We start from the raw sequence: 23,834 nt of genomic DNA on the forward strand, positions 1-23,834 counted from the left end.
GGAATGCCTGAACGATTTCGATCATTCGCCATCATGCTCTAATTCAGCCTGCAAATCTTTGGGTGACAAGTACCCACCGAGTACTTTGCCATTTTTTAGGACAATCGCGGGTGTACCCTGGACGCCAAACTGTAAGCCCAGCTGATATTGTTTTTCGATGTCGTTCTTACATGCCTTAATTTGGGAGACATTTTCGCCTTTAAAAGCAGCGTTCAGTGACTTATTCGGTGTTGCACTGCACCAAATAGACTGCATATCTTTAGCTGATTGGTGTTGCAACCCATGACGAGGAAACGCCAGGTAACGGACAGTAATCCCCAATTCGTTGTATTCTTGCATACTCTCATGCAATTTACGGCAATAACCACAGGTAATATCAGTAAAAACAGTAACAACATGTTTTTCTTTTGGCGCTTTGTAAATAATCATTTGATTTTTCAAAGCTTCCAATTTTTTAACCAGAACCTGGTTGCTGATATTTTTGGGTATTTTGCCACTAATATCATAAAGTGGCCCTTGTAACAGGTATTTGCCATCATCAGATATATAAATAGTGCCATGCTCAGTTAAAATTGAACTCACACTTGGTAATGGGGATGACGTGATACTTTCAGCCTTAATTCCCATTTTAGACAGTGTGTTATTGATAGCACTCTCATCAGCAAAAGCATTGCTGGCAACAGCCATCAACAGTAATGAAAGGCAAAACGAGATCTTCTTCATTATTCGTTCCTTTATTTTTCCACCTAGTTCGCAGCTACCCACGAGGGTGATGTTGTTGATGCAGCACTTTGAGACGTTCTGTGGCTACATGGGTATAAATCTGGGTTGTGGAGAGGTCACTATGGCCTAATAACATCTGCACAACACGTAAGTCTGCACCATGATTAAGTAAATGTGTTGCAAAAGCATGGCGTAAGACATGGGGTGACAAGCGTTCAACATCAATGCTTGCCAATATGGCATAGTGTTTGATTCGGTGCCAGAACGTCTGGCGTGTCATCTGCGTTCCCCGCTTACTGGGAAAAAATACATCAGATACAGAACCATTCAATAACCACGGACGTCCATATTCCAGATATTTTTCCAGCCAATAAACAGCCTCTTCTCCCAAAGGAACCAACCTTTCCTTATTTCCCTTACCCACAATTCTGACCACGCCCTGACGTAAGCTCACATCAGATAAGGTCAGGCCAACCAGTTCTGAAACTCGCAATCCGCAAGCATAAAGCACTTCCAGCATGGCTTTATCCCGCAATTCAAGGGGTTGGTCAACCAAAGGCGCATTAAGCAAATTTTCAACTTGTTTTTCGCTTAAATCCTTGGGCAGACGTTTAGGCAACTTAGGCGCAGATAATAGTGCTGTTGGATCATCTGCCCGCATTCTTTCACGATATAGGTACTGAAACAACCGCCGCATGGCACTCAGCAAGCGGGCTGAACTACTGGCTTTATAACCGCCATCTACTCGTTCAGCCAAAAATGATTGTAATTCTATCGACTGCACTGAAAGTAAACCATGACCATAATGCACCAACCAATTGTTCAAAGCTTGTAAATCAAGCCGATAAGAGACCAGGGTGTTTTCGGCCAGATCTTTTTCCAGCCAGATGGTATCGAGAAATTGCTCTATCAGGGGATTGGCCAGTGGATGTGGTTCCGGTGGATGCTGTTTAATTACATCATCTTCCGATGAATGATTGTCTGATAGGTTATGTTTTTTTGGCACAACACCTCCTGTCTGCCTATCTGCACCTTCCAATCGGCTATTATGCCTGAAAAAGCAATTATTCTGTTACAATACCGATCCTGATATTCGAAATTCCCTGATAAATAATGATGAAAATTGGTCTCTTTTACGGCTCCAGTACCTGCTATACAGAAATAGTAGCAGAAAAAATACGCGATATACTCGGTGAAGATCTGATCGAACTACATGATGTCAAGGATTGTGATCCCCGCTTGATGGAAGAATATTCTGTCCTGATCCTCGGTATCCCTACCTGGGACTTCGGCGAATTACAGGAGGATTGGCTGACTATCTGGGATCAACTTCCTTCGTTAGATCTGGCAGGAAAAATCGTTGCCATGTATGGCATGGGCGATCAGATCGATTATGGCGAGTGGTTTCTGGATGCATTGGGAATGCTGTATCACCATCTGTTACCAACGGGTGTACAGTTTATCGGGTTTTGGCCAACCGATGGTTATGAATTTACCAGCCCGAAACCGCTGTCCGAAGATGGCAAACATTTTGTCGGGCTGGCTCTGGATGATGTGAACCAATTCGAACAAACAGATGAACGTTTAAGCGAATGGTGCATGCAGATATTAGCGGAAATGGACGCGTTGTTTTAGTAATCCTCACTGTCCAGGATATTGGCGCATCAATTGATTCAAATGACGCCAGGCCGCGGGCGACATACTATCTGATGCTATCCATAACCGAACTGGCGGTGAGTAGCGCCTATTTTCTGCCTGACTAAATGCATGGAGCATAACGACCATACCATAGCGATGGAACCACGGTGGTTGAGCGATACGCCAGGCAGCTTTTTGCCAATGCACTTTGTTGCTTTCGAACAGTACCAACTGGCCCTGACACTGCCGGATATTTTTCTGGCTCCATGCCCAACTGCTTATAATAATGGCAAACAGTGAAAACCAGAAAAACGGAAGCCAAAAATAAGCACTGTTAATCGGCCAGGGTGCCACCAAAGCAGCAATGGCAACTACACCATGCACGCCTGTGGAAAACAGGCGGGTATGGCGAGACTCCCTTAATTTATTGTTCCACAGGACCACGGGCTTGGTTTCTGCTCTGGATCAATTTCACCATATGGTAAAGCTCATCATCTTCGGGCCGTCCATGATTCATAAGCCAATTAAAAAGGTCGGGATCTGGGCACTCCAGCAAACGAACGAAAATCCGTTTGTCATCATTACCCAATGAATCATATTCATATTCAAAAAATGGCATGATAGAAATATCCAGTTCACGCATTCCACGACGACATGCCCAGTGAATACGTGCTTTATTATCAATGTCCATGTTTAAAAAGCCCCTTTATCATTTTCATTTTCATTCGTGCCATTGAGACGGTAATAAGATTATTAACGATTCTGCCCTGTTTTTCATCATCTGCATCAGCGAAATCACGAGATATATCGACAAGATGCGAAGCCTATCGCAACAAATTGACCCTGTATGCCTTATCGATAAATAACAAGAATAACCCCTTTGCATTAAACCGCATCTCTTTTACCATTAGCGTTATTTCTTAGTTAGTTTACTGGCAGGAGCTGCTATGACTTACCAAACTCCGTTTTCTGCACAAGATCCATCTCCTTCTGCAACACTACCACTGACTTTAATTTCCCTTGATGACTGGGGGATCGTGACAGCCATTGGCGCTGATGCGAAAAAGTATCTGCAAGGTCAGATTACAGCCGATCTGACTTCCCTGAATGATAACCAGCATGTGTTAACTGCCCATTGTGACGCCAAAGGCAAGATGTGGAGTAACTTACGACTGTTTCAGCGTGGTGAAGGTTTTGCCTATATTGAACGCCGTTCATTATTAGAAACCCAATTAACTGAATTGAAAAAGTATGCGGTATTTTCCAAGGTGGCGTTTGCCAAAGATGAGGAAAATATCTTGCTCGGTATCGCCGGCACAGGAAGTCGGAGAGCGCTGAAAACCCGCTTCCCAACTCTGCCTGATACCGAATCCCCTGTTATCCAGCACGAAACCACAACCCTTCTCCACTTAGCGCTTCCCGCAGAACGTTTCCTTATCGTCACAGACAAAACAACTGCCGCTAAATTAACCGAAACGTTAGTCGAAGAGTTTCAATCGCAGCTGAATGACAGCCAGCAATGGTTGGCGCTGGAGATTGAAGCGGGGTTCCCAGTGATTGATGCCGCCAGCAGCGCACAATTTATTCCACAAGCAACCAACCTCCAGGCAATCGAAAACGGTATCAGCTTCAAGAAAGGCTGTTATACCGGTCAGGAAATGGTAGCCAGAGCCAAATATCGTGGGGCAAATAAGCGAGCCATGTACTGGCTGGCAGGTAATGCTGCTTCCCTGCCTGCCGTTGGCGATGATTTGGAATGGCAATTGGGTGATAAATGGCGGCGAACCGGTTCAGTATTGGCGGCGGTCAAACTGGCTGATGGTTCAATCTGGGTCCAAGTGGTCATGAATAATGATATGGAAGCAGGGAGTGTATTCCGTATCCGTGAAGTTGAGGGCAGTGTTCTCACCATTCAAACATTGCCTTATTCACTAGACGAAGAAAAATAACTATTGAGGTTTTTGTATGTCATTAGCTATACCTCCTGTTGATTTCGGCCCTTTCACCGATGTCATCGCGTTTATTATGGAACTGGATCAATTAAAATATGTCCATCGCAAGACGAAGTTATTGAATAATACGCGCCATGAAAACTCTGCTGAACATAGCTGGCATTTTGCTGTTGCTGTCATTGGCTTTGCGCCTTATGCCGGAGATGTGGATATTAGCCGCGTTGTACAGATGGCTTTGATTCATGACATTGTTGAGATCGATGCGGGTGATGTTATTGCGTTTGATCTGGCTGCCCGTGCAGCCATTCACGAACATGAAGTGAAAGCAGCTAACCGTATTTTTGGCTTACTGCCGGAAACCCAGGGAAAATATTTTCTGGAACTGTGGCACGAATACGAAGACGCCATCACGCCGGAAGCGCGTTTTGCTAAAACGCTCGATAGAATTATGCCGGTATTTATGAACCTGCATAACCAGGGACAGAGCTGGGTTGAGAATAATATTCGCTTTGAGCAAGTTTACAACCTGCTCCACTTTGTTGCCGAAAGTTATCCTGAACTATGGAAATACCTGCTGCCACAATTGGAAGCAGCAAAAGAAAAAGGCTGGTTGCAATAATTTTCCGCCTTTTCTCCTCTAATCTTCTCAATCAGGCTGTCAGGTACAACTGGCAGCTTTAAAATTCTTTCTTACTCTCCTTTCTTAAGCAAAGCTGACGTTAGTCAGATTTCCCTGTTGGGTATTTTAGGTCACGTATTCAATCCGTTGATGATTTTGTATAATCACCATTTTTTCGGAGAGATTAAATGGCAACGGCTGAGGTAAAATGTCGATTTTGTCAACACGTTGAATTCGTTAAAAAACACGGTAAAGGCGATGCAGGGCATCAACGCTATCGCTGTTTCTCTTGCAAACGAACCTTTCAACTTGAATACGCCTATCGGGCGTGCCAGGCGGGCATAAAAGAACACGTTGTTGATCTTGCTATGAACAACGCAGGTATCCGTGATACTGCCCGTGCATTACATATCAGTATTAATGCTGTTGTCCGCGTTTTAAAAAACTCCAACCGCGATGCGTAACGACACTCCCTTTGGATAATGTCGAAGTCCAGCTTATCTGCGAAGTGGACGAAATGGGGTCGTTTGTCGGGAATAAAAAAACAGTGTCAGACATATTTCCTGACACTGCTTTCGTTGAGTCTCGTTAATTTATTTATGATTAACGATAATCTTCAATCGGTGCACAAGAGCAATGTAAATTGCGATCACCGTAAACATCATCAAGGCGTTTAACCGTCGGCCAGTATTTATTGGCTTTTGTTTCCGCTGTTGGGAAAACGGCAATTTCACGGCTATATGCATGATCCCAATCAGAAACCAGTTCAGCCTGAACGTGTGGCGCATTAACCAATGGGTTGTCTCCCAAAGGCCATTCTCCGCTTGCCACTTTGCTGATTTCCTGCCGAATTGCCAGCATTGCGTCAATAAAGCGATCAATTTCAACTTTGCTCTCTGATTCCGTTGGTTCAACCATCAAGGTTCCCGCAACCGGGAATGACATGGTTGGTGCATGGAAACCATAGTCAATCAGACGCTTGGCGATATCCATCTCATTGATGCCGAATTCTTCTTTCAGTGGGCGAATGTCCAGAATACATTCGTGAGCAACATAGCCATTACGTCCGGTATAGAGGATCTCATAAGCACCTTTCAGGCGGCTTGCAATGTAGTTGGCATTCAGGATCGCAACCTGGCTGGCTTGTTTCAGCCCTTGTGCCCCCATCATGCGAATATACATCCAGCTAATCGGCAGGATAGAGGCACTGCCGAATGGCGCTGCGGATACTGCACCTAATGTCGTCACTTCATCCATTTCCACTACAGAATGACCCGGCACAAATGGGGCAAGGTGTTTTTTCACGCCAATCGGTCCCATGCCTGGACCACCACCACCGTGTGGGATACAGAAGGTTTTATGCAGGTTCAGGTGCGAAACATCGGCACCAATAAAGCCAGGTGTCGTAATCCCCACTTGGGCGTTCATGTTCGCACCATCAAGGTAAACCTGACCCCCGTTTTGATGAATAATGTCACAAATCTCACGGATGGTTTCTTCGTAAACACCGTGAGTTGATGGGTAAGTCACCATGATACAAGCAAGATTGTCACTGTGTTTTGCTGATTTTTCACGCAAATCAGCCAGGTCGATGTTGCCTTCTTTGTCACAGTTCACAACAATAACCGTCATACCCGCCATATGAGCAGAAGCCGGGTTTGTGCCATGCGCAGAGCTTGGGATTAGGCAAATATGGCGATGTTGTTCTCCACGGCTGGCGTAATAGCGACGAATTGCCAGCAAGCCAGCATATTCTCCTTGTGCGCCAGAATTAGGCTGCATACAGAATGCGTCATATCCGGTCAGCAATACCAGCCAATGGGAAAGCTGGCTGATCATCTGGTGATAACCCTGCGCTTGTTCTGGCGGGCAGAAAGGATGCATATCGGTAAATTCAGGCCAGGTAATCGGCATGATCTCCGCGGCTGCATTCAGCTTCATGGTACATGAACCCAGCGGGATCATGGCTTGATTCAGCGCCAGATCTTTACGCTCCAGACTGTGCATATAACGCATCATGTCGGTTTCACTGTGGTAACGACGGAAATTATCATGTGCCAAAATGTCGTCATTACGCAACATCGAGGCTGGGATAGATTGGCTGTCTGTCGCAACTTCACGATCAAGAGCATCAATATCCAGGACTGAATCAGAACCTGTTATCACTTGATACAAGGTTAACAAATCATCACGGCGGGTTTTTTCACTCAAGGATACACCGACAGCACCAAGAATATCAGTACGTAAGTTAATCTGTGCGTTAGCCGCTCTTGCCAGTACCTGAGCCTTATCTGACACTTCAATCGCTAATGTATCAAACCATGTCTTATGACGTAGTGTGATACCCGCCTTTTGCAAACCCGCAGCCAGAATATCTGTCAGTCGGTGAATACGGTTAGCAATGCGCTTCAAACCTTCATGACCGTGATAAACCGCGTACATGCCCGCAATATTGGCCAGTAAAACTTGCGAAGTACAAATATTGGAATTCGCTTTTTCACGGCGAATATGCTGTTCACGGGTTTGCATCGCCATGCGCAATGCTCTGTTACCCGCAGCATCACGGGAAACACCGATAATACGGCCCGGCATGGAGCGTTTGAATTCATCTCTGCATGCAAAGAAGGCGGCATGAGGGCCGCCATATCCCATCGGTACACCAAAACGCTGGGCAGAACCAAAGACAATATCAGCACCTTGTTTACCGGGCGCGGTCAAGATGACCAATGCCATGAAATCTGCGGCAACGCTGACAATGATTTTACGCTCTTTCAGTGTTGCAATCAGGTCACTGTAATCATGGATTTCACCCGTCGTGCCTGTTTGTTGCAGCAAGGCACCAAAGATCCCTTCCAGTTCCAGTACTTTTTCTGCTTTATCAACAATGACTTCAAATCCAAATGTTTCAGCACGGGTAAGTACGACATCCAACGTTTGTGGATGAATATCATCGGCCACAAAGAAACGTTCAGCCTTTTTCAGCTTGCTGATCCGTTTTGCCATTGCCATCGCTTCTGCGGCTGCTGTGGCTTCATCCAGTAGTGAAGCAGAGGCCAGATCTAAACCTGTCAGATCAATGGTGACTTGCTGAAAGTTCAGCAAGGCTTCTAATCGGCCTTGAGAAACTTCTGGTTGATAAGGGGTATATGCAGTATACCAGCCCGGATTTTCCAGCAAATTACGCAAAATAACGGGGGGAAGAATGGCGGGTGAGTAACCCATACCAATATACGATTGATAACGCTGGTTCTGGCTCGCTATCGCTTTCAATTCAGCCAAAGCCTGTTGTTCAGTCACGCCTTCACCAACCGCAGGAACCGCTGATAATGCGATATCACGGGGAACGATTTTATTGGTCAGATCCTCTAGAGAATTTGCACCTATTATCGCCAGCATCTCTGTTTGCTGTTCAACAGAAGAACCAATGTGGCGACGAATGAATTCACCTTGATTTTCAAGTTGGATTAATGTCTGAGTCATTGATGATAATTTCCTGAAACTCGCTATGCCTTTTATCTTTCAAGTGACAGTTTTGTTGTCTATTACTTGAAATCTATTGGCTATAAAAACGACAAAAAAAACGCCCCATTCACAATGTGATATGGGGCGATTCAAAATAATTACTCATCTTCTTCCAAGAGTGACCGATAACTTTCGGCATCAAGCAAATTAGCGAGTTCACTCTCATCAGCTATTTTAACGCGGAACAGCCAACCTTCGTTATAGGGTTCACTGTTCACCAATTCGGGAGAACTTTCCAGATCAGGGTTAACCGCAATAATCTTACCGCTGACTGGTGCGTAAATATCAGAAGCCGCTTTGACTGACTCTACAACAGCACAATCATCACCACTATTTACCTCTGTGCCTATTTCAGGCAAATCAACAAATACCATATCTCCCAATAACTTCTGGGCATGTTCGGTAATACCTACGGTATATTCACCATTGCCTTCCGAGCGAACCCATTCATGTGATTCGGTATATTTCAATTCTGCTGGTACATGACTCATCGTTGCCTTCTCCTTGTTTTTATCACTCTACAAGTGGTTTTCCCATCCGCACAAAGCCCGGTTTAACAACCTGTACGGGCATTTCACGATTACGGATCTGGACAACCGCCTGTTCACCAATACCTTGCGGTACACGTGCAAGGGCTATACTAAATCCTAAGGTTGGGGAGAATGTTCCACTGGTAATCACGCCAGAACGCATTTCACCGGAATCATCAGTGAAGTTGACAGTTAAACCACCACGCAATACTCCCTTTTCACGCATGACCAGTCCAACCAACTGATCAGTAACGGTTTCGCGTTGTCTTTCCAATGCTTCACGACCTATGAAGTGACGGTCTTCCGGTTTCCAGGCAATTGTCCATCCCATGTTGGCGGCCAGAGGTGAAACAGTTTCATCCATTTCTTGACCATAGAGGTTCATGCCCGCTTCAAGACGCAATGTGTCACGCGCCCCTAATCCAGTGGGATTTACCCCTACTGCCAATAACTGTTGCCAAAAGTCTGCCGCTTGTTCTTTGGGCAGTGCAATTTCATAACCTGCTTCGCCGGTATAACCCGTCGTTGCAATAAACAGATTTCCCGACTGGACGCCAAAGAAAGGTTTCATACCCGTTACCGCTTGTTTTTGCGCATCACTTAGCAAGGATTGCACTTTGGCTTGCGCGTTTGGTCCCTGGACTGCAATCAAGGCCAAATCATCACGCACGGTAATTTCAACGTCATATTTCTCAGCATGTTGATAAATCCAGGCCAAATCTTTCTCGCGGGTCGCCGAATTCACAACCATACGATAAGCATTATCAGTGAAAAAATAGACAATCAGATCATCAATGACGCCGCCAGATGCATTTAGCATTGCGGTATATAGCGCTTTGCCCTGTTCGGTGAGTTTGGCAATGTCATTGGCCAGAAGATAACGGAGAAAATCACGGCAATCTGGACCGTGTAGATCCACAATGGTCATATGGGAAACGTCGAACATACCAGCATCAGCACGCACTGTATGATGTTCGTCAATTTGTGAACCATAGTGCAGGGGCATCATCCAGCCATGAAAATCTACCATGCGTGCTCCGCATGCCAGATGTTGATCATATAGTGGGGTGTGTTTTGACATTATTTCCCTCTTTACGTTCTTGACATGAAAACATTCGTGACCTGAAAAAACATACGGCGCATTAACCGGCAGGTGTTGGATCATGAAGCAAAGAAGCGGTTAATCACGCAAACGATACCTTGGGATCAGAAGTTATCACTGAAACAGGAAATGAACCATAAAATAAATTAGCTGCATTGCTGTAGCCATCTGAAAAGGCACGTATTGCCATACAGAATTTTTGTCTGATTTACTGCACAAAAATACTCAAAATTTTTAACAAATGGCAAAAAAACAATCTTTTTAGATTGAAAAAAGGCTAAAGTGCGAAGTAAATCGACTCAACACACCTTAGCCTGATATGAGAAAAACTAATTCTAATTCATGGGCTGAATTAGATTTTTTCAACCGAAGCGGTTTGAGCGATCAACCAATCAGGCAGGTCATTGAGTCCCATTGCATGACGAAGCCATTGCGGCTTCATTCCCGGTAAGTGATCAGCCAGTGTTAATCCCATTCCACGCAATAATTTTTTAGCCGGGTTATTGCCATCAAATAGCTGACGAAAACCCTGCATACCTGCAAGCATGACCGCAGCACTGTGTTTACGGCGACGTTCATAACGTCCCAAATAGAGATACTGACCGATGTCTTTGCCTTGCTGGTTTAAGCGGCTCAATTCACCTGTCAGTTCTGCCACATCCATCAATCCAAGATTAACGCCCTGACCAGCCAGTGGATGGATAGTGTGTGCCGCATCGCCCAAGAGCGCCAACCGATGAGCGGCAAAATTGCGGGCATAACGCCCCGTCAATGGGATAGTTTGTCGATCACTGATCAGTCTGCATTGACCAAGACGCATATCAAATGTCGCGCTTAATTGCCGATTAAACAGCGCCGATTCCATAGTTTTGCGCTGTTGTGCAGATTCAGCCGGCAATGACCATACAATCGAACATAAGTCAGGATCGGGCAGTGGCAGGAAAGCCAATATTCCATCACCGTGGAAAACCTGACGTGCAACACCTTCATGAGGCTCCTCAGTCCGAATTGTCGCGACCAATGCATGGTGTTCATAATCCCAGAAAGTCAGTGGAATATCGGCATGTTGACGCAACCAGGAATGGGCACCGTCTGCACCAACGACCAACCGTGAAGTCAGCATGCTTCCATCGGATAACGTGATAAAGGCTTCGTTTTCTCCCCGGGCAACATGCTTAAGAGAGGATGGGGTGAAAATCATCACATCGGGCAAATTTTCCGCACGTTGCCAGAGTGCTTGCCGGATCACACAGTTTTCGATGATATGGCCCAGATGGGTCAGGCCATTTTCCGCCGCATTAAATTGAATACGTCCGAAGCTATCCCGTTCCCAAACTGCCATCCCCTGATAAGGGCTGGCCCGCATTGCAACAATATCTTGCCAGACACCAAGGTGAGTGAGTAATCGTTCACTGGCTGCATTGATGGCCGAAACACGTAACGCATATTCATCATTGACACTAAATGGCGTTGTCGGTGGGTGCTCTTCTACAATCGCAATACGCAAACCACTATCTTGCAAACCACAAGCCAACGCAAGGCCAACCATTCCACCCCCTGCGATCACCACATCAAATGATTGCATTTTTTCTTTCCTCTTAATCTGCCAATGGTGACTGTGCAACCCAACCTAATGTCTGACGGGCAAATAGATCCTGCATCGGGGATAATCTTTCCATTGTCATCAAGCCAAGATTACGTCCCATTTTTAACGGTAAATAGTCATTGGCGAATAATCTGACCAACCCATCCGTAAGTCCAATCGTGGTGTCACGATCGGCCTGACGCTGTTGCTGATACTGTGCCAGTACTTTATAGGAGCCGATATCCTGTCCAGCAGTGGCCGCTACTGAAATGACTTGTGCCAAAGCCATCACATCACGCATTCCCAAGTTAAAACCCTGCCCAGCGATCGGATGCAAGGTTTGGGAAGCATTACCGACCAACGCCAGACGGTGGCTAATTTGCCGGCTGGCGGTCGATAAAGCCAATGGATAACTATGCCGTTGACCGGTTTCCCGCATTTTTCCCAAACGCCAGCCAAATGCTTTTTGCAGCTGTTGGCAGAATTCATGCTGGCTCCAGTTATTGACTTCTGATTGTTGTTCCAGTGGGTGGCACCATACCAGTGAACTACGCCCTTCCGACATCGGTAACAACGCCAATGGCCCATGTTTGGTAAAACGCTCGAATGCCCTTCCTTGAGGATGTTCGGAAGTCAAAACATTGGCAATAATGGCAGTCTGCTCATAAGATCGCCGTTGAAAGGGTATATTACACGCCTGGGCTATCGCAGAATGGCTACCATCCGCAGCGACCAGCAGTTCTCCTGTCAGTTTTTCACCATTATTCAGCGAAACCACGACAGAACTGTCTAAACGTTCTACGGAACTCACTTTAGCCGGGCAGTAAAGTTTAATATTTGAAGATTGTTTTAATAACTCAAAAAGATGAATTCCGGCATCATGCAATTCAATCACATTGCCTAATGCCGGAATGTCATAGTCACTGGCGCAAATATTGACGAAACCACTATTGCCGCGGTCGCTGACATGAACGTGAGTGATTGGGGTAACACAATGTTGTAATGCAGGCCAAATACCGACCTGATGCAAGCGCTGGCATGTACCATAAGCCAAAGCAATGGATCTTGCATCAAAACCCAGATGTTTTCTGGCAGGTTCTGCTGCTTCAATCAAGGAGACTTGCAATTGCCCCCGACTCAACGAAGCAATAGCCAGAGCCAATGTCGCTCCTGTCATTCCTCCGCCCACAATAATCACGTTCATTATCACTTCCTGATCACGTTAACCTTAACTGTGCTTTGCCTGTACCATCAGAGCTTCTATCTCATCGGGATCTTTCACGACAGACTCAGTCAGGTTTTCATTTCCTGTTTCTGTTATCACAATGTCATCTTCAATACGAATACCGATACCCCGGTATTCCGGCGGGACATCCGCATCGGGTGCAATGTAAAGTCCAGGTTCTACAGTCAGCACCATGCCAGGTTCCAGAATACGATCGCGGTCAACACCGTAATCGCCGACATCATGTACATCCAGCCCCAACCAGTGACTTAAACCATGCATGAAAAATTGACGGTAAGCATTGGTTTCGATCAATTGTTCGACTTCACCATGCATAATTCCCAATTTTACCAACCCTTTCACCATGATGCGTACGACTTGTCCGGTAACTTCGCTTATGCTGGTCCCCGGCTTATATAGCTCAAGGGAAAAATTAATAGCTTCCAGCACAATATCGTAGATTTCACGTTGAGGGCGCGTAAACTGGCCATTTACCGGAAATGTCCGCGTAATGTCACCTGCATATCCCTGATATTCACATCCCGCATCGATCAACACCAAATCACCCTCTTTCATACGGCGTTCATTTTCAGTGTAATGCAGGATACAGGCATTATCTCCCGCGCCAACAATGGTGTTATAAGCAGAGTAACGTGCGCCCTGATGGGTAAATTCATGGTGGATTTCAGCTTCAAGCTGATATTCAAACATACCAGGGCGGCAAGCCTGCATCGCCCTGATATGCGCCTGTGCGCTGATTTCCCCGGCTTTGCGCAGGGTTTCTAATTCAGCGTCTGATTTAAACAGACGCATTTCGTGCAGCCACGGGCGCCAGTCTGCGATGACCGTTGGCGCTTTGAAGTTACGGCGGCTGTTTTTGCGCAATTTATCTAAAGCACTAAAAAAGAGGTTATCCGCGTATTCAAATTCGCCCTGAGCGTGATAAACCACTTCCAAGCCATTCAACAATAAATAGAGTTGTTCATCGAGATCGCCAAATGGCAAGGCACGATCCACCCCCAATTTTTCCAGTGCAGCGCCTTGTCCAAGACGACGACCAAACCAAATTTCCGCCGTCAAATCGCGAACACGATTAAATAACACACTGTGATTGTGGGTCTCATCGCTTTTGATCAGTATCAGAACCGCTTCCGGTTCACTGAAACCGGTCAGATACAGAAAATCACTGTTCTGACGGTAGGGATATTCACTATCTGAATTACGTGTCGCAAGCGGGGCCGAAAAAATGATAGCCGCACTGGCCGGGGCCATTTTTGACAATAATGCCTGACGACGGGATAAATATTCTTGTTTAGTCATACCCTCTCCTGCAATTCCATATTATTAGTTGGTATACCCCTTATCTTCCAAGGCTTGAAATTTATAGGGTGAATACCGCCAATCAGTGCAATGTTGGTTTTTCATTTTTTGCACTGCCTACGGTTTTAGGTGTCGCAAACGCGATATAACAGAGTTGAACCGCAACACGGACATATTCCAGTACTTCTTCAAGGGCTTGAGATAGCTCTTCCTGATCTTCGTTTTCGTCATAGCCCAACATGCCGATGTTACGTAAATCGGTGATAATCTCCTGAATTTCTGGATTTTCTGTCAATTTAGGATTGGCTACGCCCAATCCGAGCAGAAAGTGGTTGACCCATCCCGACAACGCTTCTGCGCATTCAAAAACTCCCGCCTCTTCATCAGGAAGCAACAGATGGAACGAGAAACTACTGTCATCCAGCAATTCAAACGTCGTTTCGTACAATTCCTTCAGCGGCAGAGCCAAAACCTGAGAAAATGCCAGGCCATCATTCGCAAGATCATGCACCAGTGTCTGCCAACTACTCTCGTGATTTCCACTGCATAGTAACCCACTGATTAAGCCATGTATTTCTGCGGCTGTCAGGGCAACGGACTGTTGATGCAAAATTTCATCAAATGATTGATAATTAGGTAATGAGTTTTGTATAGACATGTATATTGATCATCGTTGGCGATATAAGTTCATGCTATGCTACCATCAAGGGGAGTCGCTATACCAGACAGCACACACCGATATATCCCCAATCGATTTCGAGATGCCGCGTTGATAGCAAGGGCACGAATCCCCAAAACATAGATACTTTATATCTATAATTCATTGACTGGGATAAGTGAACATTGCCCAAAAGCAGCTGCTTGAAGATGAAGGGAAGAAAAAGGGGCTTTTGGTATTGTACGGTAATGATTGGTGTCGGCCTTGTTTTATACCATAATTTACTTTATACCCAATAGATTTCAGATTACAGCTCTGGCAACAAAGCCGCAATTTGAGAAATAAGGGATATATATCAACATCAAGGTATCGGCACAATAATAAATCAGGAAGGTGTCATGTCTGCACAACCAGTAGATATTCAGATTTTTGGGCGGTCATTACGTGTCAATTGTCCAACAGAGCAGGTTGAAGCGTTGCAAGCTGCTGCTGAGGAACTTGACCAGCGTTTGCATAACCTTAAAGAACGCACCAGAGTCACTAACACTGAGCAACTGGTTTTTATTGTGGCACTGAATGTCTGTCACGAGTTGGCACAGGAGAAGATGAAAACCCGTGACTATGCTTACAATATGGAACAAAAAATAAAAATGCTCCAGCAATCCATTGAAAAGGCACTGTTAGAGCAAGGTAAAGTGACCTGATACTCCAGTCGTCAACTTAATCTTGTTGATAAATCAGGCAGTAGTCACTATAGATTAATATAAGCAGTTGCTTTCTTCGTTTAGTTCCATACAATAGGCTTCATAGCATTGCTTAAAGCCTATTTAGTTGGTTTAAGCAGCAAAAATTTTCTCTGAGGTGTTCGTGAGCAGGGAAGTCCCCTGAGCCGATATTTCATCTCTATAGAATGTGGTGCTACGTTTCTTGTGAGCATGCTTGGCCAGACCAAGAAGCCTAATAGCAACGACGCTACGTTCACCTTGAACCAAGGGTTCAAGGGTTACCACCTGTAACGGCATCTTGGAGAACTTCTCATTCTTTATCTGTTTTGTATCCTTTGCTGTGTTAATTAACAGGCAGGTATCATGCAATCAGATCCCTCTTTTTCTCTGCGCAATTCCATTAGAAAAAAAATTCGGCAGCTACGGCAAAATCTATCCCCTGAACAACAATCGCAATTTGCTCAACAAGCCGTTAAACAGGCTATAGCGCACCCTAAAATCCAGCAAGCTGATAAAATTGCCCTCTATCTCTCCTTTGATGGAGAATTAGATACGCGTCTGCTAATTCAACAATTTTGGCAGCAAAACAAACAGGTCTATTTGCCAATATTGCATCCTTTCAGCCGCAATCACCTGCTGTTTCTCCGTTATTGCGCCGATATGCCTCTTATTCGTAATCGCTTTAATATCGAAGAGCCTCAGTTGGATGTTCGGCAGGTTTTACCCATCGCTGAACTTGATGTCATGTTTATTCCTTTGGTCGCTTTCGATTGTACAGGGCAACGCTTAGGGATGGGGGGGGATTCTACGATAGGACTCTCGCAAAATGGCAACAACAGAATTTTTATCCGATTGGATTAGCCCACAATTTTCAGTTAGTTGAGAAACTACCCAGTGCGAGTTGGGATATTCCTCTGCCAGAGATCATGACCCCAGAAAAAGTATGGCGATGGATATGAACGACGATTCTACTCAGTGAGTAACAGGGGTCATGCTTCCAATCATTAGATTGTTGTAGTAAACTCCCCACTTTTTATTACTGGTGAGATATGGCTAAAGTTGATGTGGTTTGTCGTTACTGTCACAAAGCGGAAGAGGTCAAAGGGCATGGAAAAGGAAGCAGCGGACATCAGCGTTATCACTGTTATGCCTGCCGTAAAACCTTTCAACTGAATTACACCTACCAAGCCTGCAAACCCGGAATGAAAGATCAGATTGTGGATATGGCTGCGAATAATGGCGGTATCAGAGACACCGCTCGTGTCCTGAAGGTGGGTATCAACACCGTTCTTCGTACCCTAAAAAAACTCGAACCCAGACAGGTAACTACACTGCCGCTGGCCGCAAATAATATTCATATTATCTGCGAAATTGATGAACAATGGTCTTTTGTCGGTAACAAGAAGAATCAGCGCTGGCTTTGGTATGCCTGGGAACCGGAGCAAAAGCAAATAATCGCGCACGTATTGGGGGATCGCAGCAGGAAAACACTGAGCAAATTGCTGGCACTTCTGGCTCCTTTCGAAATTCAATTTTTCTGTACCGATAATTATGCCGTTTACGATTGCCTTTCTGAGGAAAAACACTTTAGAGGGAAGAAATTTACTCAACGTATCGAAAGAACCAATCTGACCTTACGTACTCGCATCAAGAGACTGAATCGGAAAACGATCTGTTATTCCAAATCCGAAGAAATGCATGACAAAGTGATAGGCACTTTCATTGAGCGTGAATACTATCTTCCAAAGGTTATCTAACTATTGGGTGCATGACCAGTAACAGGAGCTATTGTGTCTTCAATAGCCCCTGACTTTCTAATCAATCACGATCCTTGTTAACGAGCAATCATATCTCAGTAAAGCAAGCGAGAACGGATCGTGCCCGGCAAAGCCTTCAGTTTCTGCAAGACCAATTCAGCCTGAGCTGAATTCTCCGTCGTAATATCAATAACTACATAACCAATGCCGCTGTCAGTCCGCAGATATTGAGCATCAATATTGATTTCTTGCTCAGTGAACACTTGGTTAATACTGGTCAAGATACCCGGGCGGTTTTCATGGATATGCAGTAATCGGTTCGTATCTTTGGCATGAACAGGGAGCGAGACTTCGGGAAAATTGACCGCTGATAATGTTGAACCATTATCAGAATATTTGACTAGTTTACCAGAAACTTCATAACCGATATTTTGCTGGGCCTCTTGTGTCGATCCCCCAATATGTGGCGTCAGCAGTACGTTATCAAACTGGCTCAATGGTGAGATAAAGGGATCATTGTTTGTTGCGGGTTCATGAGGAAAAACGTCAATCGCGGCACCAGAAAGATGCCCGATTTCCAACGCATTGCTGAGGGCCTCAATATCAATTACCGTACCCCGTGATGCGTTGATCAGAATTGAACCTGGTTTCATCAATTCCATTTCTGCTGCGCCAATCATATTTTTGGTTGAAGCAGTTTCGGGAACATGCAGGCTCACAACATCACTCATATTCAATAATTCAGACAAATGATGAACTTGCTGTGCATTACCTAATGGCAATTTATTTTCAATATCATAGAAATAGACATTCAGGCCAATATTTTCCGCCAAAATGCCAAGCTGTGTACCAATATGCCCGTAACCGATAATGCCTAATTTTTTTCCGCGCGCTTCGTAGCAACCTTTTGCTTGCTTATCCCATACTCCATTGTGGGCTTTGGCATTCGCCTCAGGAATACGGCGTAACAGCAGCAACAGTTCACCCAATACCATTTCAGCGACCGAACGCGTATTGGAAAAAGGCGCATTAAATACCGGAATACCGCGCTTTGCCGCCGCTTTCAGGTCAACCTGATTAGTGCCAATACAAAAACACCCAACTGCAACCAGTTTTTCCGCTGCGGCGAAAATCTCTTCGGTCAATTGGGTGCGGGAACGAATACCGACAAATCGGGCATCACGGATCGCGGCTTTCAATTCTTCCGGTTCTAATGCCCCTTTGTGATATTCAATATTGCTGTACCCTGCCGCTTTCAGGCTATCTACTGCGCTTTGGTGAACGCCTTCCAGCAGCAGAAATTTAATTTTGTCCTTTTCTAAAGATACCTTAACCATTTGCCCGCCCTAGTTGTACTTACTTTCATAATGCATATCGACGCCACCAAAATAACAAAAAAAACAGTAACGGCAATACAATCGATTGCTTATATCACAGAATAAGCAACAGTAAATAAGTTGTTATGCAAAGTAAAATAATTCGTTACGGGATAAAGGCAGAGTTTTGCGGTTTTTTTAGACATAAAAGTGATATATATCACTAAATTTTCTGTTTTGAATAAAAATAAAAATATTTTGAGAGCAGATTATTCTGCCCTCAATAAATGCTTATTCAGTGAGCGTCTTAACGCCATCCGCAGTCCCTACCAGTACTACGTTTGCTCCTCGGTTAGCAAAAAGGCCCACTGTCACCACGCCAGCGATCCCATTGATCTTATTTTCTAACGCAATGGGATCAACAATCGAGAGGTTGTGAACATCCAGAATATGATTACCATTGTCAGTGACTACGTTTTCACGATAAACCGGTGTTCCGCCCAATTTCACCAGCTCACGAGCCACATAAGCCCGTGCCATTGGGATGACTTCAACTGGCAGAGGGAATTTGCCTAACACATCGACTTGCTTAGACGAATCAATAATACAGATAAATTTCTTCGCAACCGCCGCGATGATTTTTTCCCGGGTCAACGCTGCGCCGCCGCCTTTGATCATCTGCATTTGACCATTAATTTCATCAGCACCATCAACGTAAATATCCAAAGCGTCAACCTCATTGCAGTCAAACACAGGAATACCGAGACTTTTCAATTTCTCAGTCGATGCGTCTGAACTTGACACAGTACCTTCAATTTTATCTTTGATAGTGCCTAACGCATCAATAAAATGCGCGGCGGTAGAACCTGTACCCACGCCGACAATTGTACCCGGTTTAACGTATTCCAATGCCGCCCAACCTACTGCTTTTTTCAGTTCGTCCTGAGTCATATTGATCACAGCCTATAATCAGTTACAAGGAAAAATCTGACGGCTAGTATAAACAATATTGGCTCACCTCATGAAAAAATATGGCATAGTGCTGGTTAGGCCACATAATGGTTTTTATTGGGCTGTAACACAAAAAGTGCAAACACGGAGAATCTTATTTTCAATGAAACGTCCTGATTACCGATCATTGCAAGCATTAGACGCAGTGATCAAAGAACGTGGTTTCGAGCGGGCAGCGCAAAAACTTTGTATTACTCAATCAGCGGTATCCCAGAGAATCAAGCAATTAGAAAATATGTTTGGTCAGCCACTATTGGTACGCACTGTTCCTCCCCACCCGACAGAGCAAGGGCAAAAGTTGCTTGCGCTATTACATCAGGTGGAAATGCTGGAAGCACAATGGCTGGGTGATGAAAATAGTAATGAGATCCCGTTATTGCTTTCCCTTGCTGTTAATGCAGACAGCCTGGCAACGTGGCTTTTACCGGCTCTCCATCCGGTTTTGTCTGATCTACCTATTCGGTTAAATATTCAAGTAGAAGATGAAACCCGTACTCAGGAGCGTTTACGGCGTGGTGAAGTCGTCGGTGCAATTAGTATTCAGTCTCAACCTCTGCCAAGCTGCTTAGTTGATAAATTAGGCGCTCTGGATTACCTGTTTGTCGCCTCTCCGGCGTTTGCAGACCGTTTTTTCCCGAATGGCGTCACGCGTTCAGCATTACTGAAAGCACCTGCGGTTGCATTTGACCATTTAGATGATATGCATCAAGCATTTTTACAACAGAATTTCGATTTATCGCCGGGAAGTGTGCCCTGCCATATCGTGAATTCTTCCGAAGCATTCGTTCAACTGGCAAAACAAAGTTCGACTTGTTGCATGATCCCACACTTGCAAATCGACAAAGAGCTAAAAGCCGGTGAGTTAGTCGATCTCACACCAGGGCTGTGCCAACGCCGTATGCTTTATTGGCATCGTTTTGCCCCTGAAAGCGGAACGATGAGAAAAGTCACTGACGCCCTGCTAAAACGAGGGCGCCAGATGTTACGTCAGGAAGATGATGCTCATTAACGCTGTAATTCAAAAACGGCATCAACATGATCAGAAAACTCTATGCTCTGTGGTTCGTAAGTTTCGCTGGCAGAGCCAGAAGCGGGCGCTGCCAACAAGTCAGCCTGGTATTTCAGACGACTCATTGGTATAGGCACAGCTTCAGGCGCACGATAATTAATGCTATACACAGGGCCTAACTTACTGTTGAACCCTTTTGCCAATGTCGTTGCCTGTTGAATGGCATTCTCGATGGCTCTTTGTCTGGCTTCATCACGATAACGTTGCGGATTATTGACACCAAACTGAACCGAGTTAATTTCATTCAGCCCTGCTTTCAGGGCACCATCCAATAAGGCATTCAGTTGCTCTAGCTTGTTAACTTTCACTTCAACTGAACGCGACGCCCGATAACCTGTAATACTCGATTTTCCACTCTTTTGTTCATATTGATATTCTGGCTGGGTGCGCAAATTAGCAGCATCAATATCTTTTTTTTCGATGCCACTGTTTTTCAGGAAATCAAAATATTTCGCCACTCGTTCATCGACTTTTTTCTTTGCTTCTGCCGCACTCTTTTGCGTTTCACTCACATGGATTACCAGGGTAGCCATATCTGGCGTCGCTTTAACTATCGCGTTACCAGAGGTGGAAATATGTGGAATAGAGAGTGAGTCAGCGGCGGAAGCTGTCATGCAAGACAAGCTGCCTAAAGCCATCATTGCGGCCAATACCAGTGATCTACGTTTCACAAGACCTCCTAAAGTTACATGAATAAGGCGCTTTCAAAAACATTAGCACACTCTCTAGAGAGAAGTAATCTATAGAGAAATATTGTGATTGATAAAAAATCTATATCCTTGCTGAATTAAGCCCCAGGCGATATACCACATCATACAACCAACGAAAATATTGATGATCCGTTGCGCTCTGGGTTGATTAAGCACAGGTGAAAACCATGCAGACAAGAATGACAAGGCAAAAAACCAACTGATCGACGCCATCACTGCCCCAATGGTAAACCACGACCGAAGTTCGGCGGACAATTGTCCGCCTATACTGCCCAATACGACAAAGGTATCCAAATAAACATGGGGATTCAACCATGTCACAGCGAATAGCGTGACGATAACTCGCCAACGGCTTTGGATAATTTTTTCAGCATGGGAAAATTCGACTTCTGCCGATAACGCAGTTCGAAAAGCGCCCCAGCCATACCATAGTAAAAATACAGCGCCTCCCCATGTCACCGCTTGCAATAAAAGTATAGATTGCCCCAGCAGGGTACTGCCACCAAATATTCCCGCCATAATAAGCAGAGCATCACTTGTGGAGCATAATGTTGCACTCATTAAATGGAACTGTTTCCTGCTCCCTTGTTGCATGACAAATACATTTTGGGGTCCAAGCGGAAGGATCATCGCAGCACTAAGAAAAAAGCCCTGAATAAATGTTGAAAACATGCAAAGATTCCTAATAATTATTCAATTAGTTACGATATCAGTGCATATTAAACAAGATGATGCATTAGTAAAAATGAATGATTCTAATACATCATTAGGAAAGGTGATGTGAGAAACTCTCACATCACGATATCTTGATTATTCGTTCGTCTTCTTCTGTAAAACACTATTTTGCTGATGCAGATAAACATCCATTTGCGGGAATGGAATGCCGATATTGTGCCTATCCAAAGCACGTTTAAAGTTTTCCATCAAATCCCAATAGACGTTCCAGGCATCACCATTGGTGGTCCACACACGCACAATAAAGTTCAATGATGAAGGTGCCATTTCATGCAGCCGAATAGTGACACCTTTTTCATGTTGAATGTGTTTATCTTCCTGAATCACATCACCCAACACTCTTTTCACTTCATCAATATCCGCATCATACGCAACACCTACCATAATTTGGGTACGGCGATCAGGTTCACGGCTGATATTGATAATATTGTCCGCGATAATCTTACCGTTAGGGATCACAATGATACGGCCATCTGCCGTGCGCAATGTTGTCGAGAAAATCTGTACTTGCATGACAGTTCCTTCCACGGCACCAATGCTGACATATTCGCCAGTACGCAGTGGGCGGAAAAGCACCAATAAAACACCGGCAGCAAAATTAGACAGTGAACCTTGCAATGCCAGACCTACCGCTAAACCTGCGGCACCGATGACTGCAATCACAGAAGCAGTCTGAATACCCAATTTCCCAAGAACAGCAATAATCGTAAACGCGATGATGGCGTAACGAATAATCGCGGCCAGAAAATCAGAAATGGTGGCATCAATGCCACGTAGGGACATAACACGCTTAATGGCTTTACTAACCAACTTGGCAACAAATAAGCCAACGATAAGGATCAAAAAGGCAGATACGATGTTTACCACATACTGAATCAGTAGATCCTGATTGTTGGTAAACCAGTTTGCCGCTTTATCAATCTCATTTGACAGATTGATCTTTTCCATACAAAGCCCACCGTGATTATTGGAGCCTATTTCCGTTCAATGCCGTTATTCACAACGAACACGACTCGCAGAGATAGGCTCCCGTTCAAAGAATAGAAAGCCACTATCACAACACAAGAATGTGTGGAATATAAATTATGGCAGAAAGCCTTCATGGCTTGAACACGGCCACTTATGTTTTATTTTTGTGCAAAATAAATTCTCTGTAGTCTCCCAACATCTTGATAAAATCATCTGTCCCACAAAAAGCCAGACTCTCGTTATCGTAGTAACTCATTCCTTCTTCTATAACCTCTGTATCAAATTGAAGTTGATTGGCCCTGATCATGATCTCATCTTCACTCATTAATAGCGTATATTCATGACCCGCCAACTGCCACTGGCGTTCACTCCCTTTAATCTCTTGCAAGGCCACAATGATTTTATCCAATACACGCAAATCGCCTTTCACTTCTTCATTCAACCAATGACCAATGGCTTCATGATCCATTGAAAAGGATGTTGTTACTTGGCCGGCAATATCCTGCATAAATTCATATTCCATCACATACCCCCTCACCTACTATTTTTACAGATGCCAAATAATTCCATTTGGATTTTAAACAGTTCTGCCATTTCCACCTCTGAAGCCGCCCACAAACTGAGACAAAAACTACTACGAAATTGTTATAAAACGATAGGCCGAAAAA

The 23,834-nt window shown here is 44.7% G+C and carries 23 protein-coding genes, 1 other RNA gene and 2 pseudogenes; 9 read left to right on the top strand and 17 right to left on the bottom strand.

Features of this window, described 5'->3' with window-relative positions; genetic code table 11:
• Positions 1-21: 21 nt before the first annotated feature.
• Both dsbC and xerD read right to left on the bottom strand, forming a co-directional pair.
• The gene (dsbC, locus tag PXH59_RS10820; RefSeq protein ID WP_285808326.1) at positions 22-723 is read right to left on the bottom strand and encodes a bifunctional protein-disulfide isomerase/oxidoreductase DsbC; all 702 of its coding nucleotides are present in this window, start codon (positions 721-723) and stop codon (positions 22-24) included.
• Positions 724-757: 34 nt separating this feature from the next.
• On the bottom strand, positions 758-1,648 hold the full coding sequence (gene xerD, locus PXH59_RS10825; protein ID WP_285811742.1) for a site-specific tyrosine recombinase XerD: 891 nt from the start codon (positions 1,646-1,648) through the stop codon (positions 758-760).
• 191 nt (positions 1,649-1,839) lie between these two features.
• On the opposite strand from xerD, the gene fldB reads away from it, so the two are divergent.
• Positions 1,840-2,358 carry a flavodoxin FldB gene (fldB, locus tag PXH59_RS10830; protein WP_047767838.1) on the top strand — a complete coding sequence of 173 codons (519 nt, stop codon included), beginning with the start codon at positions 1,840-1,842 and terminating at the stop codon, positions 2,356-2,358.
• Between the two features lie 6 nt (positions 2,359-2,364).
• Here fldB and PXH59_RS10835 read toward each other — a convergent pair whose 3' ends face one another.
• Both PXH59_RS10835 and sdhE read right to left on the bottom strand, forming a co-directional pair.
• A complete protein-coding gene (locus PXH59_RS10835) occupies positions 2,365-2,805 on the bottom strand; it encodes a protein YgfX (protein ID WP_285808327.1) in 441 nt (146 codons plus the stop codon).
• Positions 2,786-3,052, bottom strand: a complete 267-nt coding sequence (sdhE, locus tag PXH59_RS10840; protein WP_285808328.1) for an FAD assembly factor SdhE — start codon at positions 3,050-3,052, stop codon at positions 2,786-2,788. The genes PXH59_RS10835 and sdhE overlap by 20 nt, the downstream gene beginning before the upstream one ends.
• Before the next feature lie 256 nt (positions 3,053-3,308).
• Between sdhE and ygfZ the strand changes: the two genes are divergently transcribed.
• The 3 genes and pseudogenes from ygfZ to PXH59_RS10855 form a co-directional block, all read left to right on the top strand.
• On the top strand, positions 3,309-4,310 hold the full coding sequence (gene ygfZ, locus PXH59_RS10845; RefSeq protein ID WP_285808329.1) for a tRNA-modifying protein YgfZ: 1,002 nt from the start codon (positions 3,309-3,311) through the stop codon (positions 4,308-4,310).
• A 16-nt stretch (positions 4,311-4,326) separates the two neighbouring features.
• Positions 4,327-4,932 carry an HD domain-containing protein gene (locus PXH59_RS10850; protein ID WP_285808330.1) on the top strand — a complete coding sequence of 202 codons (606 nt, stop codon included), beginning with the start codon at positions 4,327-4,329 and terminating at the stop codon, positions 4,930-4,932.
• Between the two features lie 188 nt (positions 4,933-5,120).
• Positions 5,121-5,476 (top strand): annotated as a pseudogene (locus PXH59_RS10855) (IS1 family transposase); the annotation flags it as partial.
• Between the two features lie 59 nt (positions 5,477-5,535).
• On the opposite strand, the gene gcvP reads toward PXH59_RS10855, so the two are convergent.
• The 7 genes from gcvP to PXH59_RS10890 form a co-directional block, all read right to left on the bottom strand.
• Positions 5,536-8,412 carry an aminomethyl-transferring glycine dehydrogenase gene (gene gcvP / locus PXH59_RS10860; RefSeq protein ID WP_285808331.1) on the bottom strand — a complete coding sequence of 959 codons (2,877 nt, stop codon included), beginning with the start codon at positions 8,410-8,412 and terminating at the stop codon, positions 5,536-5,538.
• A 140-nt stretch (positions 8,413-8,552) separates the two neighbouring features.
• Positions 8,553-8,945, bottom strand: coding sequence for a glycine cleavage system protein GcvH (gene gcvH / locus PXH59_RS10865; protein WP_047767737.1), 393 nt, complete (start codon positions 8,943-8,945; stop codon positions 8,553-8,555).
• Between the two features lie 22 nt (positions 8,946-8,967).
• The gene (gcvT, locus tag PXH59_RS10870; protein WP_285808332.1) at positions 8,968-10,065 is read right to left on the bottom strand and encodes a glycine cleavage system aminomethyltransferase GcvT; all 1,098 of its coding nucleotides are present in this window, start codon (positions 10,063-10,065) and stop codon (positions 8,968-8,970) included.
• A gap of 373 nt (positions 10,066-10,438) precedes the next feature.
• Positions 10,439-11,671, bottom strand: a complete 1,233-nt coding sequence (ubiI, locus tag PXH59_RS10875) for an FAD-dependent 2-octaprenylphenol hydroxylase (protein WP_285808333.1) — start codon at positions 11,669-11,671, stop codon at positions 10,439-10,441.
• Between the two features lie 13 nt (positions 11,672-11,684).
• Complete coding sequence (gene ubiH, locus PXH59_RS10880; protein WP_285808334.1) at positions 11,685-12,875, bottom strand: 2-octaprenyl-6-methoxyphenyl hydroxylase; 1,191 nt, start codon at positions 12,873-12,875, stop codon at positions 11,685-11,687.
• Positions 12,876-12,899: 24 nt separating this feature from the next.
• Entirely contained in the window at positions 12,900-14,216 is a 1,317-nt protein-coding gene (pepP, locus tag PXH59_RS10885) for a Xaa-Pro aminopeptidase (RefSeq protein WP_285808335.1), read from the bottom strand.
• Between the two features lie 82 nt (positions 14,217-14,298).
• On the bottom strand, positions 14,299-14,874 hold the full coding sequence (locus PXH59_RS10890; protein ID WP_047767731.1) for a YecA/YgfB family protein: 576 nt from the start codon (positions 14,872-14,874) through the stop codon (positions 14,299-14,301).
• Positions 14,875-15,272: 398 nt separating this feature from the next.
• On the opposite strand from PXH59_RS10890, the gene zapA reads away from it, so the two are divergent.
• From zapA to PXH59_RS10910, 4 genes and pseudogenes are all read left to right on the top strand, one after another.
• Entirely contained in the window at positions 15,273-15,578 is a 306-nt protein-coding gene (gene zapA / locus PXH59_RS10895; RefSeq protein WP_047767729.1) for a cell division protein ZapA, read from the top strand.
• Positions 15,579-15,724: 146 nt separating this feature from the next.
• Positions 15,725-15,908, top strand: a non-coding RNA gene (gene ssrS, locus PXH59_RS10900) — 6S RNA.
• A gap of 54 nt (positions 15,909-15,962) precedes the next feature.
• Positions 15,963-16,558: pseudogene (locus PXH59_RS10905) on the top strand (5-formyltetrahydrofolate cyclo-ligase).
• 90 nt (positions 16,559-16,648) lie between these two features.
• Entirely contained in the window at positions 16,649-17,356 is a 708-nt protein-coding gene (locus tag PXH59_RS10910; protein WP_285808336.1) for an IS1 family transposase, read from the top strand.
• A gap of 95 nt (positions 17,357-17,451) precedes the next feature.
• On the opposite strand, the gene serA is transcribed toward PXH59_RS10910, so the two are convergent.
• The gene (serA, locus tag PXH59_RS10915) at positions 17,452-18,693 is read right to left on the bottom strand and encodes a phosphoglycerate dehydrogenase (RefSeq protein WP_285808337.1); all 1,242 of its coding nucleotides are present in this window, start codon (positions 18,691-18,693) and stop codon (positions 17,452-17,454) included.
• Positions 18,694-18,963: 270 nt separating this feature from the next.
• Positions 18,964-19,623, bottom strand: a complete 660-nt coding sequence (gene rpiA / locus PXH59_RS10920; RefSeq protein ID WP_285808338.1) for a ribose-5-phosphate isomerase RpiA — start codon at positions 19,621-19,623, stop codon at positions 18,964-18,966.
• Between the two features lie 163 nt (positions 19,624-19,786).
• Between rpiA and PXH59_RS10925 the strand changes: the two genes are divergently transcribed.
• Positions 19,787-20,692, top strand: coding sequence for a LysR family transcriptional regulator ArgP (locus PXH59_RS10925; RefSeq protein WP_047767721.1), 906 nt, complete (start codon positions 19,787-19,789; stop codon positions 20,690-20,692).
• Here the strand turns inward: PXH59_RS10925 and PXH59_RS10930 are convergent.
• The 4 genes from PXH59_RS10930 to PXH59_RS10945 all read right to left on the bottom strand — a co-directional run bounded on the left by PXH59_RS10930 (position 20,689) and on the right by PXH59_RS10945 (position 23,689).
• On the bottom strand, positions 20,689-21,423 hold the full coding sequence (locus tag PXH59_RS10930) for an oxidative stress defense protein (protein WP_285808339.1): 735 nt from the start codon (positions 21,421-21,423) through the stop codon (positions 20,689-20,691). The two genes, PXH59_RS10925 and PXH59_RS10930, sit on opposite strands and share 4 nt — an antisense overlap.
• Positions 21,424-21,492: 69 nt before the next feature.
• On the bottom strand, positions 21,493-22,134 hold the full coding sequence (gene argO, locus PXH59_RS10935; RefSeq protein WP_285808340.1) for an arginine exporter ArgO: 642 nt from the start codon (positions 22,132-22,134) through the stop codon (positions 21,493-21,495).
• Between the two features lie 138 nt (positions 22,135-22,272).
• Entirely contained in the window at positions 22,273-23,145 is an 873-nt protein-coding gene (gene mscS / locus PXH59_RS10940; RefSeq protein ID WP_285808341.1) for a small-conductance mechanosensitive channel MscS, read from the bottom strand.
• Positions 23,146-23,317: 172 nt separating this feature from the next.
• A complete protein-coding gene (locus PXH59_RS10945; RefSeq protein ID WP_047767715.1) occupies positions 23,318-23,689 on the bottom strand; it encodes a YacL family protein in 372 nt (123 codons plus the stop codon).
• Positions 23,690-23,834 lie beyond the last annotated feature (145 nt).

The organism is Xenorhabdus bakwenae (assembly GCF_030272115.1).
Classification (GTDB): Bacteria; Pseudomonadota; Gammaproteobacteria; order Enterobacterales; family Enterobacteriaceae; genus Xenorhabdus; species Xenorhabdus bakwenae.

Bases quoted from the DNA above. Each gene is read 5' to 3' on its own strand.
- dsbC (WP_285808326.1), bottom strand. From the start codon at position 723: ATGAAGAAGATCTCGTTTTGCCTTTCATTACTGTTGATGGCTGTTGCC.
- fldB (WP_047767838.1), top strand. From the start codon at position 1,840: ATGAAAATTGGTCTCTTTTACGGCTCCAGTACCTGCTATACAGAAATA.
- sdhE (WP_285808328.1), bottom strand. From the start codon at position 3,052: ATGGACATTGATAATAAAGCACGTATTCACTGGGCATGTCGTCGTGGA.
- ygfZ (WP_285808329.1), top strand. From the start codon at position 3,309: ATGACTTACCAAACTCCGTTTTCTGCACAAGATCCATCTCCTTCTGCA.
- PXH59_RS10850 (WP_285808330.1), top strand. From the start codon at position 4,327: ATGTCATTAGCTATACCTCCTGTTGATTTCGGCCCTTTCACCGATGTC.
- gcvP (WP_285808331.1), bottom strand. From the start codon at position 8,412: ATGACTCAGACATTAATCCAACTTGAAAATCAAGGTGAATTCATTCGT.
- gcvH (WP_047767737.1), bottom strand. From the start codon at position 8,945: ATGAGTCATGTACCAGCAGAATTGAAATATACCGAATCACATGAATGG.
- gcvT (WP_285808332.1), bottom strand. From the start codon at position 10,065: ATGTCAAAACACACCCCACTATATGATCAACATCTGGCATGCGGAGCA.
- ubiI (WP_285808333.1), bottom strand. From the start codon at position 11,671: ATGCAATCATTTGATGTGGTGATCGCAGGGGGTGGAATGGTTGGCCTT.
- ubiH (WP_285808334.1), bottom strand. From the start codon at position 12,875: ATGAACGTGATTATTGTGGGCGGAGGAATGACAGGAGCGACATTGGCT.
- pepP (WP_285808335.1), bottom strand. From the start codon at position 14,216: ATGACTAAACAAGAATATTTATCCCGTCGTCAGGCATTATTGTCAAAA.
- PXH59_RS10890 (WP_047767731.1), bottom strand. From the start codon at position 14,874: ATGTCTATACAAAACTCATTACCTAATTATCAATCATTTGATGAAATT.
- zapA (WP_047767729.1), top strand. From the start codon at position 15,273: ATGTCTGCACAACCAGTAGATATTCAGATTTTTGGGCGGTCATTACGT.
- PXH59_RS10910 (WP_285808336.1), top strand. From the start codon at position 16,649: ATGGCTAAAGTTGATGTGGTTTGTCGTTACTGTCACAAAGCGGAAGAG.
- serA (WP_285808337.1), bottom strand. From the start codon at position 18,693: ATGGTTAAGGTATCTTTAGAAAAGGACAAAATTAAATTTCTGCTGCTG.
- rpiA (WP_285808338.1), bottom strand. From the start codon at position 19,623: ATGACTCAGGACGAACTGAAAAAAGCAGTAGGTTGGGCGGCATTGGAA.
- PXH59_RS10925 (WP_047767721.1), top strand. From the start codon at position 19,787: ATGAAACGTCCTGATTACCGATCATTGCAAGCATTAGACGCAGTGATC.
- argO (WP_285808340.1), bottom strand. From the start codon at position 22,134: ATGTTTTCAACATTTATTCAGGGCTTTTTTCTTAGTGCTGCGATGATC.
- mscS (WP_285808341.1), bottom strand. From the start codon at position 23,145: ATGGAAAAGATCAATCTGTCAAATGAGATTGATAAAGCGGCAAACTGG.
- PXH59_RS10945 (WP_047767715.1), bottom strand. From the start codon at position 23,689: ATGGAATATGAATTTATGCAGGATATTGCCGGCCAAGTAACAACATCC.